This window comes from Bacteroides sp. AF34-31BH (assembly GCF_003602795.1).
Taxonomy (GTDB): Bacteria; Bacteroidota; Bacteroidia; order Bacteroidales; family Bacteroidaceae; genus Bacteroides; species Bacteroides uniformis.
This window is the reverse complement of sequence record NZ_QTLV01000006.1, coordinates 233304-247480: the sequence shown is the minus strand read 5'-3', so window position 1 is coordinate 247480 and position 14177 is coordinate 233304. Positions and strand designations below refer to the sequence as shown.

Genomic DNA, 14177 nt, shown 5'->3' with positions numbered 1-14177 from the left:
TTTTCAGAAGAAGCCTCCGTGTCTGATAAGGATACGGAGGCTTTGTTCGTTTTTGGCGGTCTCATAAACTTTTCTTATATTTGCGCCGAACTAATTTTATATCAACGTTTAAAGCAAATTGAAAGTATGAAGACTAAAGTTTTATTGGCTGCCGTTGCGGTAGCGTTTTCTTTCGCAGTGACATCTTGTGGCAACAAAAAGGCTGCAGATTCTAATGCAACTGAGGCAGATTCTTGCTGTGCTGCAAAAACAGAACAAGTATGTGACTCTGCAAAGGCATGTTGCCAGGCTGCTGATTCAGCAGCGTGTCCTAAGGCTGCATGTGATGGTGCCAAGTGTGACAAACCTTGTGAGAAGAAGTAATTCAGAACTTGTATTGAACTGAAGAATAAAAAAAGGCGTACCTTGAGGTACGCCTTTTTTTGTGATATATTTCAGCGATAAATGAATACAAACTTATAAAATGATATTTTTTATCGGAAAAAAGTAATGAATTTGTTTGTGTGATACGAAATAATATCTACCTTTGCAACGTCAAAACAAAAAAGAAGATGATTCAGAACTTTACATATATTCTACTGTGTGGTATTATTATTCTACTGGCAAGGTTTAGTGGAAGTGAGTGCTGTGCGTGAATATATATGTAAGATGCAATGATATATGAAGCCTTTCTCACTTCCAAGTGCGAAAGGCTTTTTTTATGGAACATAAATTAAATACAATAAAGCAATGAGTGACAAATTATTTATTTTCGACACAACGCTCCGCGATGGAGAGCAGGTTCCGGGATGCCAATTGAATACAGTGGAAAAGATTCAGGTAGCCAGACAACTGGAAGCCCTGGGGGTGGACGTGATTGAAGCCGGATTTCCGATTTCAAGTCCGGGAGATTTCAATTCGGTCATTGAGATATCAAAGGCTGTGACATGGCCCACCATCTGCGCCTTGACACGTGCCGTACAGAAAGATATTGATGTGGCGGCAGAGGCTTTGCAGTTTGCCAAGCATAAACGTATCCATACTGGTATCGGTACATCTGACTCGCACATTAAATATAAATTCAATTCCAATCGCGAGGAAATAATAGAGCGTGCAGTGGCTGCCGTAAAGTATGCACGTAAGTATGTGGATGATGTAGAGTTCTATGCCGAAGATGCAGGCCGAACGGATAATGAATATTTGGCACGGGTGGTAGAAGCTGTTATCAAGGCAGGTGCGACTGTAGTGAATATTCCCGATACAACGGGGTATTGCTTGCCTGATGAGTATGGCGCGAAGATAAGATATCTGATGGAACATGTCAACGGTATTCATAATGCCATTATTTCTACTCATTGCCACAATGACTTGGGCATGGCTACTGCCAATACAATGGCTGGCGTGCTGAATGGTGCTCGCCAGGTGGAGGTGACCATCAACGGTATTGGTGAACGTGCCGGGAATACTTCTCTTGAGGAAGTGGCGATGATTATCAAATGTCACAAGGATATAGAAATAGAGACCAACATCAATACACAGAAGATTTATCCGACCAGCCGTATGGTGTCCAGCCTGATGAACATGCCGGTGCAGCCCAACAAGGCTATTGTAGGTCGCAATGCTTTTGCCCATTCGTCGGGTATCCACCAGGATGGTGTGTTGAAGAATGTACAGACTTACGAAATCATTGACCCGCATGATGTGGGTATTGATGATAATTCCATCGTATTGACAGCCCGTAGCGGACGTGCAGCCTTGAAGAATCGTTTGTCGATATTGGGAGTACAACTGGATCAGGAGAAGCTGGACAAAGTGTATGAAGAGTTCTTGAAACTTGCCGATAAGAAGAAGGATATCAACGATGATGATATTCTGGTATTGGCAGGGGCAAATCGTACGCAGAACCACCGTATCAAACTGGAATATCTTCAGGTGACCAGTGGGGTGGGGGTTCGTTCGGTTGCCAGCTTGGGATTGAACATCTCTGGCGAGAAGTTTGAAGCCGCCGCCAGTGGAAACGGTCCGGTAGACGCTGCTATCAAGGCTTTGAAGAAGATTATTGACCGCCATATGACATTGAAGGAATTCACTATCCAGGCTATCAGCAAGGGTAGCGACGATATGGGTAAGGTACATATGCAGGTGGAATACGATAATCATATTTATTATGGGTTCGGTGCCAATACGGATATTATCGCGGCATCAGTGGAAGCGTACATCGACTGTATCAATAAGTTCAAGATGTGATTTTAATCGTAAATTGTAAATAGCTAAATTGTACATAAAGAGATGAATACATTATTTGATAAAATCTGGGATGCCCATGTGGTACAGAAAGTGGAAGACGGTCCCACACAGCTTTATATTGACCGGCTTTATTGTCATGAAGTAACCAGCCCGCAAGCCTTTTCGGGATTGCGCGAACGTGGAATCAAGTGTTTCCGTCCGGAAAAGATTTTCTGTATGCCCGACCATAACACGCCGACGCATGACCAGGACAAGCCGATTGAAGACCCGGTTTCAAAGACTCAGGTAGATACACTGGCCAAGAATGCGGAAGAGTTTGGATTGGCCCATTTCGGCATGATGGACAAGAAGAACGGAATTATCCATGTAGTAGGTCCGGAACGCGGGCTGACCCTGCCTGGCATGACCATTGTCTGCGGTGACTCGCATACTTCCACCCACGGGGCGATGGGAGCAGTGGCTTTCGGTATCGGTACGAGTGAAGTGGAAATGGTAATGGCCTCGCAATGTATCCTTCAGACCCGTCCTAAGACAATGCGCATCACTGTTGACGGCAAACTTGGCAAAGGAGTGACGGCAAAAGATGTGGCATTGTACATGATGTCGAAGATGACGACCAGCGGCGCTACGGGATATTTCGTGGAATATGCCGGAGAAGCTGTGCGTAGTCTGACTATGGAAGGCCGTCTGACCTTGTGCAATCTGAGTATAGAGATGGGTGCCCGCGGCGGTATGGTTGCTCCGGATGAGACCACTTTCGAGTACATCAAAGGACGCGAATATGCTCCGAAGGGTGAGGCATGGGACAAGGCATTGGCCTATTGGAAAACATTGAAGAGTGATGAGGATGCAGTGTTCGACAAGGAAGTCCGTTTTGCTGCCGAAGATATTGAACCGATGATTACATACGGTACCAACCCGGGCATGGGTATGGGTATCACACAACATATTCCTACTACCGAAGGCATGGGAGAAGCTGCCCGGACCTCTTTCATGAAGTCTATGAGCTATATGGGTTTCCAACCGGGAGAACCTTTGCTGGGTAAGAAGGTTGACTATGTGTTTTTGGGTGCCTGCACCAATGGACGCATTGAGGATTTCCGTGCATTTGCCTCCATTGTGAAAGGCCGTCGGAAAGCCGAGAATGTAGTGGCATGGCTGGTTCCGGGCTCCTGGATGGTAGATGCACAGATTCGCGAAGAGGGACTGGACAAGATTTTGGAAGAGGCCGGTTTTGCCATTCGCCAACCGGGTTGTTCTGCTTGCCTGGCAATGAACGACGATAAGGTGCCTGCCGGAAAGTATGCAGTGTCTACCAGTAACCGTAATTTTGAAGGACGCCAAGGACCGGGTTCCCGAACACTGCTTGCCAGCCCGCTTGTAGCTGCAGCAGCGGCAGTGACTGGAGTAATTACTGACCCGAGAACGTTGATTTGATGTACGATTGGACGATTTACGATTAAAATTACTTCGTAAATCAAACATCGTTCAACAAAGGTAAATCAAGAGTATTTTCAATCGTAAATTGTAAATCGTAAATACAAAGATGAAGACAAAATTTGATATAATAACCAGTACTTGTGTGCCTCTTCCATTAGAGAATGTGGATACAGACCAGATAATCCCTGCACGTTTTCTGAAAGCTACTACCCGTGAGGAAAAGTTCTTCGGAGATAATTTATTCCGCGATTGGCGCTATCATCCGGACGGTTCTCTGAACAAGGACTTTGTTTTGAACAATCCCACTTACGGTGGACAGATTCTGGTGGCGGGAAAGAACTTCGGTTCCGGTTCCAGCCGTGAGCATGCTGCATGGGCCATTGCCGGTTACGGTTTCCGCGTGGTGGTATCGAGTTTCTTTGCCGATATACACAAGAACAATGAACTGAACAACTTTGTGCTTCCGGTGGTGGTAAGTGAGCCGTTCCTGAAAGAGTTGTTCGACTCTATCTCTGCCAATCCGAAGATGGAAGTGGAAGTGAATCTGCCCGAACAGACCATCACCAACAAAGCTACGGGCAAGATCGAACATTTTGAAATCAATGCCTACAAGAAACATTGCCTGATGAATGGCTTGGATGACATCGATTTTCTGGTTGAGAATAAAGATAAGATAGAAGCTTGGGAGAATAAAAATGAAGCATAATCATCCGAAGATAGAAATCATGGACACTACGCTCCGCGACGGTGAACAGACCAGCGGAGTCTCCTTTGTGCCCCATGAGAAGCTGATGATTGCCCGTTTGTTACTGGAGGAATTGAAGGTAGACCGGGTGGAGGTGGCTTCTGCGCGGGTATCCGAAGGAGAGTTTGATGCCGTAAAAATGATTTGTGACTGGGCGGCACGCCGTAATCTGTTGCCAAGAGTAGAAGTGCTTGGCTTTGTAGATGGCCACACGTCGGTGGACTGGATACATGCGACCGGTTGCCGTGTCATCAATCTGCTGTGCAAAGGCTCGCTGAAGCATTGCACCTACCAGTTGAAGAAGACTCCCGAAGAGCATATCGAGGATATTCTGTCCGTAGTGGATTACGCCAACGAGCAGGATATGGTAGTGAATGTCTATCTGGAAGACTGGAGCAACGGCATGAAAGATTCTCCGGAATATGTGTTCCGTCTGATGGACGCCTTGAAGCAGACCAATATCCGCCGCTATATGTTGCCTGACACGTTGGGCGTATTGAACCCGCTGCAGGTCATCGAGTTCATGCGCAAGATGGTGAAACGCTATCCGCATGCCCATTTTGACTTCCATGCCCACAATGACTATGACCTTGCCGTGAGCAATGTGCTTGCCGCCGTACTTAGCGGTTGCAAGGGACTGCATACTACCATTAACGGCCTGGGCGAACGCGCCGGCAATGCTCCGCTTGCCAGTGTGCAGGCTATCCTGAAAGACCACTTCAATGCCATTACCAACATTGACGAAAGCCGCCTGAACGACGTAAGCCGTGTGGTGGAGTCCTACTCGGGCATCGTCATTCCCGCCAATAAACCGATTGTTGGCGAGAATGTATTTACCCAAGTGGCAGGCGTCCATGCCGACGGTGACAATAAAAGTAACCTCTACTGCAACGACCTCCTGCCCGAACGCTTTGGTCGCAAGCGAGAGTATGCCCTGGGCAAGAACAGCGGTAAAGCCAATATCCGGAAGAATCTGGAGGACTTGGGGTTACAACTGGATGAAGATGCCATGCGCAAAGTGACCGAACGCATCATTGAGTTGGGCGACAAGAAAGAGCTGGTGACGCAAGAAGACCTGCCCTATATCGTTTCGGACGTACTGAAGCACGGAATGGCAGAAGAACGCGTCAGCCTTAAGAGCTATATTGTGAATCTGGCGTATGGATTGAAGCCGATGGCTACGTTGAAGATAGAAATCAACGGAAAGGAATATGAGGAAAGTTCCAGTGGAGATGGCCAGTATGATGCTTTTGTGCGCGCCTTGCGCAAGATATATAAAGTGACACTGGGTCGTAAGTTCCCGATGCTGACGAACTATGCCGTGACCATTCCTCCCGGTGGGCGTACCGATGCCTTTGTGCAGACGGTTATTACCTGGAGTTTTGAAGATACGATATTCCGTACACGCGGATTGGACGCAGACCAGACGGAAGCGGCCATCAAGGCGACGGTGAAGATGCTGAATATCATAGAAGACGAATATGAATCCTAAAAAATGAATCTCATGGAGAAAAAGAAATCGTTTTTTGAGAGGCGTCCTTATGTATGCTATGCGTTGTATGCAGGCTTGCTTTTTGCTTTCAACCTCTTTCTGCGTTGGTGGAGCGGCGAGTTGGATGCGGACGAGTATCTTATGTCAGCCATCAATACCCTTATATTGACAGCAGGTTTTGTGTGGGGTGACCGGTATCGCCGCAAGAATCTTGCAAACAAAAAGAAGATAGATGAACTTTTAAATAATAAAGAAAACAATGGATTTTAAAATTGCAGTGTTGGCCGGTGACGGTATCGGCCCCGAAATCTCTACCGTAGGCGTGGATGTGATGACTGCCGTGTGTGAGAAGTTCGGACATAAAGTGAACTATGAATATGCCATCTGCGGTGCAGACGCGATAGACAAGGTGGGTGACCCGTTTCCCGAAGCCACTTATGAGGCTTGTAAAAATGCGGATGCTGTATTGTTCTCTGCCGTAGGTGACCCGAAATTCGACAATGACCCTACTGCCAAAGTGCGTCCCGAGCAGGGCTTGCTGGCTATGCGCAAGAAACTGGGACTGTTTGCCAACATCCGTCCCGTGCAGACCTTCAAATGTCTGCTCCATAAGTCTCCCCTTCGTGCGGAACTGGTGGATGGTGCCGATTTCCTTTGCATCCGCGAATTGACCGGTGGCATGTACTTCGGTGAGAAATACCAGGACAATGACAAGGCGTATGATACGAACATGTATACCCGTCCTGAGATTGAGCGTATCCTGAAAGTCGGATTTGAATATGCCATGAAACGCAGTAAACATCTTACGGTGGTGGATAAAGCCAATGTGCTTGCCTCTTCCCGTCTTTGGAGACAGATTGCCCAGGAGATGGCACCGCAGTACCCCGAGGTGACAACCGACTATATGTTTGTGGACAACGCCGCCATGAAGATGATTCAAGAGCCGAAATTCTTTGACGTAATGGTTACGGAAAATACGTTTGGTGATATTTTGACGGACGAGGGTTCCTGCATCAGTGGCTCTATGGGATTGCTGCCTTCTGCTTCTACGGGAGAGAGCACGCCGGTATTCGAACCTATCCATGGTTCCTGGCCGCAGGCGAAAGGCTTGAATATAGCCAATCCGCTGGCGCAAATTTTGTCTGTAGCCATGCTTTTCGAATACTTCGACCTGAAAGAGGAGGGGGCGTTGATTCGTAAGGCAGTTGATGCTTCACTCGATGCGAATGTACGTACACCGGAGATTCAAGTAGAAGGTGGCGACAAATACGGTACCAAGGAAGTGGGCGCGTGGATTGTAGACTATCTTAAGAAGTCTTGATAACAGTGTCTCATTACCGTTCTGTTCATCAGTAACTTCTCACTGCAAAGTTCTGCAAACCTTTTGCAGTGTCACTGCAAAGCTGTTACAGTTGCGCTGCAAAGCAGTTGCAGTACCACTGCAAACCTATTTGCAGTAACGCTGCAGCTCGTTTGCAGTACTACTGCAAAAAGCATGCACCATCTTTGCAGTGGGAAGTCGCTGATTGTCAGATATGGTTCTTCCTCCTCATCCTGCCTTCTTCAATCGTTTCATATCCTTTCATCCTCTTTATTCGTGTTAAGCTTTGATAGATGGCAGTATAATCTTTCCTTTCCCGCACGGTTTATTTCTTGGAATTTCCATATCTTTGTCAGCATATCCATGTTACATAAGTGTGTACGGGAAGAATGTATTAGACAGTGAGATTATGGCGAAAATTGCAAAGAACCTGACGGAGTTGATTGGGCATACTCCTTTGATGGAATTGGCTGAATACAGTCGTAAATACGGATTGAAAAGAAATATTGTGGCTAAGCTGGAATCTTTTAATCCGGCGGGAAGCGTGAAGGACCGTGTGGCATTTGCCATGATTGAGGATGCCGAGGCACGTGGGGCTTTGAAACCCGGAGCCACGATTATTGAACCTACCAGTGGCAATACCGGCGTGGGACTGGCGATGGTAGCAACCATCAAGGGATATCATTTGATATTGACCATGCCGGAGACCATGAGTGTGGAACGCCGTAATCTGTTGAAAGCCTTGGGTGCGGAGATTGTACTGACCGACGGACTGGCAGGTATGGCTGGCTCCATTGCCAAAGCGAAAGAATTGCGGGATGCGATACCTGGTGCGGTTATTCTGCAGCAGTTTGAGAATCCCTCCAATGCCAAGGCTCATGAACATACTACGGGGGAAGAAATCTGGACGGACACGGATGGTAAAGTGACTGTTTTTGTTGCCGGTGTGGGCACGGGCGGTACGGTCTGTGGAGTGGCGCGTGCCTTGAAGAAACATAATCCGGATGTCTATGTTGTGGCTGTAGAACCGGCCTCCTCTCCGGTTCTGGAAGGAGGGGAAGATGCACCGCACCGCATCCAGGGGATTGGGGCCAATTTTATTCCTTCCATTTATGATGCTTCTGTAGTAGACGAGATTATTCCGGTGCCCGATGACGAGGCCATTCGTGGAGGACGAGAGCTGGCTTCTGCGGAAGGCTTGCTGGCTGGCATCTCATCCGGTGCGGCGGTATATGCGGCACGGTTGCTGGCCGAACGCCCTGAATTTGCGGATAAAATGATTGTTGCCCTACTGCCCGATACGGGGGAACGCTATTTGTCAACAGAACTGTTTGCTTTCGATACCTATCCTTTGGAATAAATACTGAACGATTATATGAAGAAATTTATTTTTTCTTTCTTCTTGTGTGGAGCCACGATGTTCCCTGCCTTTTCACAAACCTATCAGGAACTGAGCGAACGTGCGGTTGCAGCCACGGAGCAAGACAGCTTGTCATTGGCCGAAAAATACATTGAACAAGCTTTGAAAATGGAGCCCGCCAATCCTCATAATGCTTTGCTGTTCTCCAACTTGGGTACGATACAGCGTCGGCAGCACCGGTATGAGCAGGCCCTTGACTCGTATACTCTGGCATTGAACATTGCTCCGCGGGCCATACCTGCCCTGATGAATCGTGCCGCTCTTTATCTTGAGTTGGGGAAGGATGATTTGGCCCGGATAGACTATTCTTTGGTGCTGGATATAGAGAGCGATAATCAGGAAGCCTTGCTGATGCGTGCCTATATCTATATGCGGCAGCGTAACTATAATTTTGCAAAGTCTGATTATGAACGTCTGCTGAAACTTGCCCCCCGGAGCTACAATGGCCGTCTGGGGTTGGCTACACTAGAGCAGAAGGAGGGTAAATACGAAGCGGCACTTTCGATATTGAATGCCATGATTGCAGAAAAAGGAGGAGAAGCTACCCGGCTGACTACCCAGCAATATGCTGTGCTTTACGTGGCACGTGCGGGTGTGGAGCAGGATATGAAACATGTGGACCTGGCCATGATGGACTTGGAAGAAGCCATCAAGCTGGATGCTTCGCAGACAGAAGCCTACTTGATACGGGGGCAAATTTACCTTTCTCAAAAGAAAAAGGAGTTGGCAAAACGTGACTTCGAAAAAGCCATTTCGCTTGGCGTGCCGCAAGGTGACCTTAGGGATTTACTGTTACAGTGTAAATAATATTCAACTGTATTTCCGTATCAGTTCCACAAACTCTTTTCCGTATTTCTTCTTTTTATATTCACCGATACCGCTGATATTACCAAATTCTTCTATGGTAGTGGGGCGGGAGGTGCTGAGTAGGTGGAGCACTTTGTCGGACAGTACGATATAGGCAGGAAGTGCTTCCTGGTCGGCAAGGCGTTTGCGGAGAGTGCGGAGAGCCTCGAAAAGTTCCCCACTTTCTTTATTGGGCAATCCCAATGGCAATTCTTTGGTTGGAACTGTAGCCTTGCGTTTACGGCCTCTTGTAGCTTGTACAGCTTCCTCGCGGCGGATGGTGACAAGCAGGGCGCGTGCTCTGCCAAACAAGACATCTGTTCCGCTTTGAGTAATTTTCAGATGGTTGTTTTCATTGTAGGCTATTTCGAAATAGCCGAGTTGCAACATTTGCAGCAGGTAGTCATGCCAATCTCTGGCAGGTACTTCACGCCCGGCTCCAAAGGTCTTAAGGCGATGGTATCCCCTTTCTGTAACTTCAGAACTCATGTTTCCTCGGAGGATGTCCACTAAAATACCGGTTCCTATCTGTTGCTCGGAACGCGCGATTGCACTAAGTGCCTTTTGTACGATTATTGTACCATCGAAACGTTCGGGGGGATTTTTGCATACATCACAGTTTCCACAGTCGCAGGTCGTATTTTCACCGAAATAGCTTAACAGAATGCGGCGGCGGCAGATATCTGCTTCCGCATATTGCTGCATGCGTTGCAGTTTTTCCAGGTTGATGCTTTGTTGTCCGCTGTCCGTTGCGAATTTAGTGAGCAGAATGAGGTCGGCCAGTGAATAGAACAAAAGGGTGTCACTGGGCATTCCGTCTCGTCCGGCACGTCCTATTTCTTGATAGAAACTTTCAATGCTTTTGGGCAAATTGTAATGAATTACCCAGCGCACATTGCTTTTGTCAATTCCCATTCCAAAGGCAATGGTGGCGCATACCGCTTGCACGCGGTCGTTGATGAAGTCGTCTTGTGCTTCATCTCTTCGTGCCGGCGATAGGCCGGCATGATAGACTGCTGACCTTATTCCATGTTTCTGAAGCATCTGTGCCACCGATTCGGTCTTGCTGCGGCTCATACAATAAATGATGCCGCTCTCTCCCGGATGGCGGGCGATGAAGTCGAGGATGGCTTTGCTTTTTTCCTTCTGCTGGTAACCTCTTTTTACGGTGAGACTCAGGTTGGGACGGTCGAAAGATGAAATGAAAATTCTCGGTTGGTTGAGGTGTAGCTGTTTAATAATATCTTCACGGGTTATTTTATCGGCTGTGGCAGTAAGTGCAATGATGGGAACCTGGGGAAACAGTTGGTGAAGGATGCCCATCTGTGTATATTCCGGACGGAAATCGTGTCCCCATTGTGAGATGCAGTGAGCTTCATCAATGGCGAAAAGGGAAATATGCATATCCCTTAACAGATAGTTGGCTTCCGCCAATAATTTTTCAGGAGAAATATATAGCAGTTTCAGCTTGCCTTCCATGCATGCACGTCGTAGGGAAGCATTCTCTGTTTCATCATTATTACTGTTCAGTGCACCGGCCGCGATACCGTTTGCACAGAGCGTTTCCACTTGGTCCTTCATCAAGGAAATGAGCGGAGAAACCACTACCGCCGTGCCTTCACTCAATAGGGCGGGAAGTTGGTAGCAGATGGACTTTCCACCTCCCGTAGGCATCAGTACCAATGCGTCTTTACGGTCCATCAGATGGCGTATGATGTCTTCTTGTAAGGGGCGGAAACTGTCGTAACCGAAATATGTCTTGAGCGTTTGTAGCATAATCTGGCAGTATGTATTTCTTCCGGCAAAGGTACACTAATTATTGCATATACTACAAATGGAAAGTCATCAAGATTTTGTATCATATGAGTTTCTGCAAAAGGTTAAAGTTTCTTATTAATGGCTGAATTGACCTACTTTTCAACCTTTTTCGTTGTTTATTTATCAAAAATATATACGGGAAAAGTTGTGTATTAAAAAAAAATGTCTGACTTTTGTAAAGTCTAAGGGGCTAACCCTTTGGCTTTTCCGATTTTAAACAACCCTAACCAGTTAATTCAATGAGTGATTTAGAAAACAATGCCCAGGAAAAAGGAACGAAGAAACGTCCTTACAACCTGCGCGAAAAGAAAGAAAAGGATGCTGCCTACCGTTCTTTGATAAGGCCGGAATTGGCAGATGAGTTGTATGACAAGATATTGAATATCGTTGTTGTACAAAAGAAGTACAGAGATGCTGATTATTCCGCTAAGGATTTGGCGAAAGAATTGCAGACCAATACTCGCTATTTGTCTGCAGTGGTGAATTCACGCTTCGGCATGAACTATTCTTGCCTGCTGAATGAATATAGAGTAAAAGAAGCGCAGCATTTGTTGACAGACAAGAGATATGCTGACAAGAATGTAGAGGAGATCAGTACGATGGTCGGCTTTGCAAACCGTCAGTCTTTTTATGCTGCTTTCTATAAGAATGTAGGTGAGACTCCTAATGGATATCGTAAAAGACACGCAGAAAAAGAAGCTAAGAAGAAATAATTCTGTATGACTGAATGAATAAAAAGGAAATATTCCGGAACAGTTGTTTCGGGATACTTCCTTTTCTTCTTTTTTAATACCAATCTATATACTCCCGACACATGAAGAAACAACTAATTTCTATGGTGACTGCCCTTTCTCTATTGACGGCTTGTGGCGGAAATCCGAAAACAACTGCTGAGGCAGAAAAATTTGACTATACAGTGGAACAATTTGCAGATTTACAGATTTTACGTTACCGCGTACCAGGTTTTGAGGATTTGTCCCTCAAACAAAAAGAATTGGTTTATTATTTGACGGAAGCGGCTTTGCAGGGCAGAGACATTCTTTTCGACCAGAATGGCAAGTACAACCTGACGATTCGCCGGATGCTGGAAGCTGTCTATACCGGCTATAAGGGAGATAAGAACACTCCTGATTTCAAGGCTATGGAAGTGTACCTCAAGCGGGTATGGTTCTCTAACGGCATTCATCATCACTATGGTAGCGAAAAGTTCGTTCCGGGATTTACTCCCGAATTCTTCAGGCAGGCTGTACAGAGTGTGGATGCAGCTACATTGCCGCTTGCCGAAGGACAGACTGTGGAACAACTGTGCGAGGAAGTGTTCCCCGTTATTTTCGACCCCACGGTGATGCCCAAACGGGTGAACCAAGCTGCCGGTGAAGATTTGGTTTTGACTTCCGCATGCAATTATTACGATGGCGTGACGCAGCAGGAGGCCGAAGATTTCTATAATGCCTTGAAGAATCCGCAGGATGAAACTCCCGTTTCCTATGGTTTGAATAGCCGTTTGGTGAAAGAGGATGGCAAGATTCAGGAGAAAGTATGGAAAGTGGGGGGCTTGTATGGACAGGCACTTGAAAAGATTGTCTACTGGCTGAAGAAGGCAGAAGGAGTTGCCGAGACTCCCGAGCAGAAGGCGGTGATAGCCAAACTGATGGAATTCTATGAAACCGGCGATTTAAAGACATTCGATGAATATGCCATTTTGTGGGTGAAGGATTTGAACTCACGCATTGACTTTGTGAACGGTTTTACCGAAAGTTATGGTGACCCGCTCGGCATGAAGGCAAGCTGGGAATCTCTGGTGAATTTTAAAGATTTGGAAGCTACCCAGCGTACAGAGTTGATAAGCGGCAATGCACAGTGGTTTGAGGACCATTCGCCGGTAGACGGACAATTCAAGAAGGAGAAAGTGAAAGGGGTGTCTGCCAAGGTAATCACGGCGGCTATTCTGGCCGGTGACTTGTATCCTGCAACTGCTATCGGCATCAACCTGCCCAATGCCAACTGGATACGTAGCCATCATGGTTCGAAATCCGTTACAATCGGTAACATTACAGATGCTTATAACAAGGCAGCTCATGGCAACGGGTTCAATGAGGAGTTTGTGTACAGTGATGCAGAGCTTCAACTGATTGATAAGTACGCAGATGTGACAGATGAACTGCATACTGACCTGCATGAATGTTTGGGACATGGTTCCGGTAAATTGCTCCCGGGTGTGGACCCGGATGCGTTGAAGGCATATGGTTCTACTATCGAAGAAGCGCGCGCCGACTTGTTCGGACTCTACTACGTGGCCGACCCGAAGCTGGTGGAACTGGGGCTTACTCCAAGTGCGGATGCTTATAAGGCTCAATACTACACCTATCTGATGAATGGTTTGATGACACAGCTTGTACGTATCGAGCCTGGTAACAATGTAGAAGAAGCCCATATGCGCAACCGTCAGCTCATAGCCCGCTGGGTGTACGAGAAAGGTGCGGCGGAGAAGGTTGTGGAATTGGTAAAGAAGGATGGGAAGACGTACGTCGTGATAAACGATTATGAGAAAGTGCGTGACTTGTTTGGCCGGTTGCTTGCCGAGATACAGCGTATCAAGTCCACCGGTGACTATGCCGGTGCCCATGATTTGGTGGAAGCCTATGCCGTGAAAGTCGATCCCGCTTTGCATGCCGAAGTGCTGGAACGCTACAAGAAGCTGAATCTTGCGCCGTATAAGGGGTTCGTCAATCCCAAGTATGAAGTGGTGACGGATGCCGACGGTACTATAACAGATGTGACAGTGACTTATGATGAAGGTTATGCGGAACAGATGTTGCGTTATAGCAAAGACTATTCTACATTGCCTTCTGTCAATAAATGATGAACT

At 46.9% G+C, this 14177-nt stretch carries 12 protein-coding genes; 11 read left to right on the top strand and 1 reads right to left on the bottom strand.

Annotated features, from left to right (window positions below; genetic code table 11):
• The first annotated feature begins 126 nt into the window (after positions 1–126).
• The 9 genes from DWZ67_RS11630 (at position 127) to DWZ67_RS11590 (ending at position 9451) form a co-directional block, all read left to right on the top strand.
• Positions 127–363 (top strand): hypothetical protein, encoded by a 237-nt coding sequence (locus tag DWZ67_RS11630; protein WP_034523359.1) that lies wholly within the window; start codon positions 127–129, stop codon positions 361–363.
• 366 nt (positions 364–729) lie between these two features.
• On the top strand, positions 730–2226 hold the full coding sequence (locus DWZ67_RS11625; protein WP_005835565.1) for a 2-isopropylmalate synthase: 1497 nt from the start codon (positions 730–732) through the stop codon (positions 2224–2226).
• 42 nt (positions 2227–2268) lie between these two features.
• Positions 2269–3663, top strand: a complete 1395-nt coding sequence (gene leuC / locus DWZ67_RS11620) for a 3-isopropylmalate dehydratase large subunit (RefSeq protein ID WP_005826191.1) — start codon at positions 2269–2271, stop codon at positions 3661–3663.
• Positions 3664–3772: 109 nt separating this feature from the next.
• Positions 3773–4372: a 3-isopropylmalate dehydratase small subunit gene (leuD, locus tag DWZ67_RS11615; RefSeq protein WP_005826193.1), complete on the top strand. Its 600-nt coding sequence runs from the start codon at positions 3773–3775 to the stop codon at positions 4370–4372.
• Positions 4362–5903 (top strand): alpha-isopropylmalate synthase regulatory domain-containing protein, encoded by a 1542-nt coding sequence (locus DWZ67_RS11610; RefSeq protein WP_035457864.1) that lies wholly within the window; start codon positions 4362–4364, stop codon positions 5901–5903. The genes leuD and DWZ67_RS11610 overlap by 11 nt, the downstream gene beginning before the upstream one ends.
• A 12-nt stretch (positions 5904–5915) precedes the next feature.
• Positions 5916–6173: a hypothetical protein gene (locus tag DWZ67_RS11605; protein ID WP_005835569.1), complete on the top strand. Its 258-nt coding sequence runs from the start codon at positions 5916–5918 to the stop codon at positions 6171–6173.
• Positions 6163–7224 carry a 3-isopropylmalate dehydrogenase gene (gene leuB / locus DWZ67_RS11600; protein ID WP_005835570.1) on the top strand — a complete coding sequence of 354 codons (1062 nt, stop codon included), beginning with the start codon at positions 6163–6165 and terminating at the stop codon, positions 7222–7224. The genes DWZ67_RS11605 and leuB overlap by 11 nt, the downstream gene beginning before the upstream one ends.
• 409 nt (positions 7225–7633) lie before the next feature.
• The gene (gene cysK, locus DWZ67_RS11595; RefSeq protein WP_120138883.1) at positions 7634–8584 is read left to right on the top strand and encodes a cysteine synthase A; all 951 of its coding nucleotides are present in this window, start codon (positions 7634–7636) and stop codon (positions 8582–8584) included.
• A gap of 15 nt (positions 8585–8599) precedes the next feature.
• On the top strand, positions 8600–9451 hold the full coding sequence (locus tag DWZ67_RS11590) for a tetratricopeptide repeat protein (RefSeq protein ID WP_120138881.1): 852 nt from the start codon (positions 8600–8602) through the stop codon (positions 9449–9451).
• A 3-nt stretch (positions 9452–9454) separates the two neighbouring features.
• On the opposite strand, the gene recQ is transcribed toward DWZ67_RS11590, so the two are convergent.
• A complete protein-coding gene (recQ, locus tag DWZ67_RS11585; RefSeq protein WP_044467821.1) occupies positions 9455–11266 on the bottom strand; it encodes a DNA helicase RecQ in 1812 nt (603 codons plus the stop codon).
• Positions 11267–11547: 281 nt separating this feature from the next.
• Between recQ and DWZ67_RS11580 the strand changes: the two genes are divergently transcribed.
• Entirely contained in the window at positions 11548–12021 is a 474-nt protein-coding gene (locus DWZ67_RS11580; protein ID WP_005826207.1) for a helix-turn-helix domain-containing protein, read from the top strand.
• A gap of 101 nt (positions 12022–12122) precedes the next feature.
• A complete protein-coding gene (locus DWZ67_RS11575; RefSeq protein ID WP_035457867.1) occupies positions 12123–14171 on the top strand; it encodes a dipeptidyl-peptidase 3 family protein in 2049 nt (682 codons plus the stop codon).
• Positions 14172–14177 lie beyond the last annotated feature (6 nt).

Excerpts from the sequence above, each read along its gene's own strand:
- cysK (WP_120138883.1), top strand. The coding sequence starts at position 7,634 with ATGGCGAAAATTGCAAAGAACCTGACGGAGTTGATTGGGCATACTCCT.
- leuC (WP_005826191.1), top strand. The coding sequence starts at position 2,269 with ATGAATACATTATTTGATAAAATCTGGGATGCCCATGTGGTACAGAAA.
- DWZ67_RS11580 (WP_005826207.1), top strand. The coding sequence starts at position 11,548 with ATGAGTGATTTAGAAAACAATGCCCAGGAAAAAGGAACGAAGAAACGT.
- recQ (WP_044467821.1), bottom strand. The coding sequence starts at position 11,266 with ATGCTACAAACGCTCAAGACATATTTCGGTTACGACAGTTTCCGCCCC.
- DWZ67_RS11575 (WP_035457867.1), top strand. The coding sequence starts at position 12,123 with ATGAAGAAACAACTAATTTCTATGGTGACTGCCCTTTCTCTATTGACG.
- leuB (WP_005835570.1), top strand. The coding sequence starts at position 6,163 with ATGGATTTTAAAATTGCAGTGTTGGCCGGTGACGGTATCGGCCCCGAA.
- DWZ67_RS11625 (WP_005835565.1), top strand. The coding sequence starts at position 730 with ATGAGTGACAAATTATTTATTTTCGACACAACGCTCCGCGATGGAGAG.
- DWZ67_RS11630 (WP_034523359.1), top strand. The coding sequence starts at position 127 with ATGAAGACTAAAGTTTTATTGGCTGCCGTTGCGGTAGCGTTTTCTTTC.
- DWZ67_RS11590 (WP_120138881.1), top strand. The coding sequence starts at position 8,600 with ATGAAGAAATTTATTTTTTCTTTCTTCTTGTGTGGAGCCACGATGTTC.
- leuD (WP_005826193.1), top strand. The coding sequence starts at position 3,773 with ATGAAGACAAAATTTGATATAATAACCAGTACTTGTGTGCCTCTTCCA.
- DWZ67_RS11605 (WP_005835569.1), top strand. The coding sequence starts at position 5,916 with ATGGAGAAAAAGAAATCGTTTTTTGAGAGGCGTCCTTATGTATGCTAT.
- DWZ67_RS11610 (WP_035457864.1), top strand. The coding sequence starts at position 4,362 with ATGAAGCATAATCATCCGAAGATAGAAATCATGGACACTACGCTCCGC.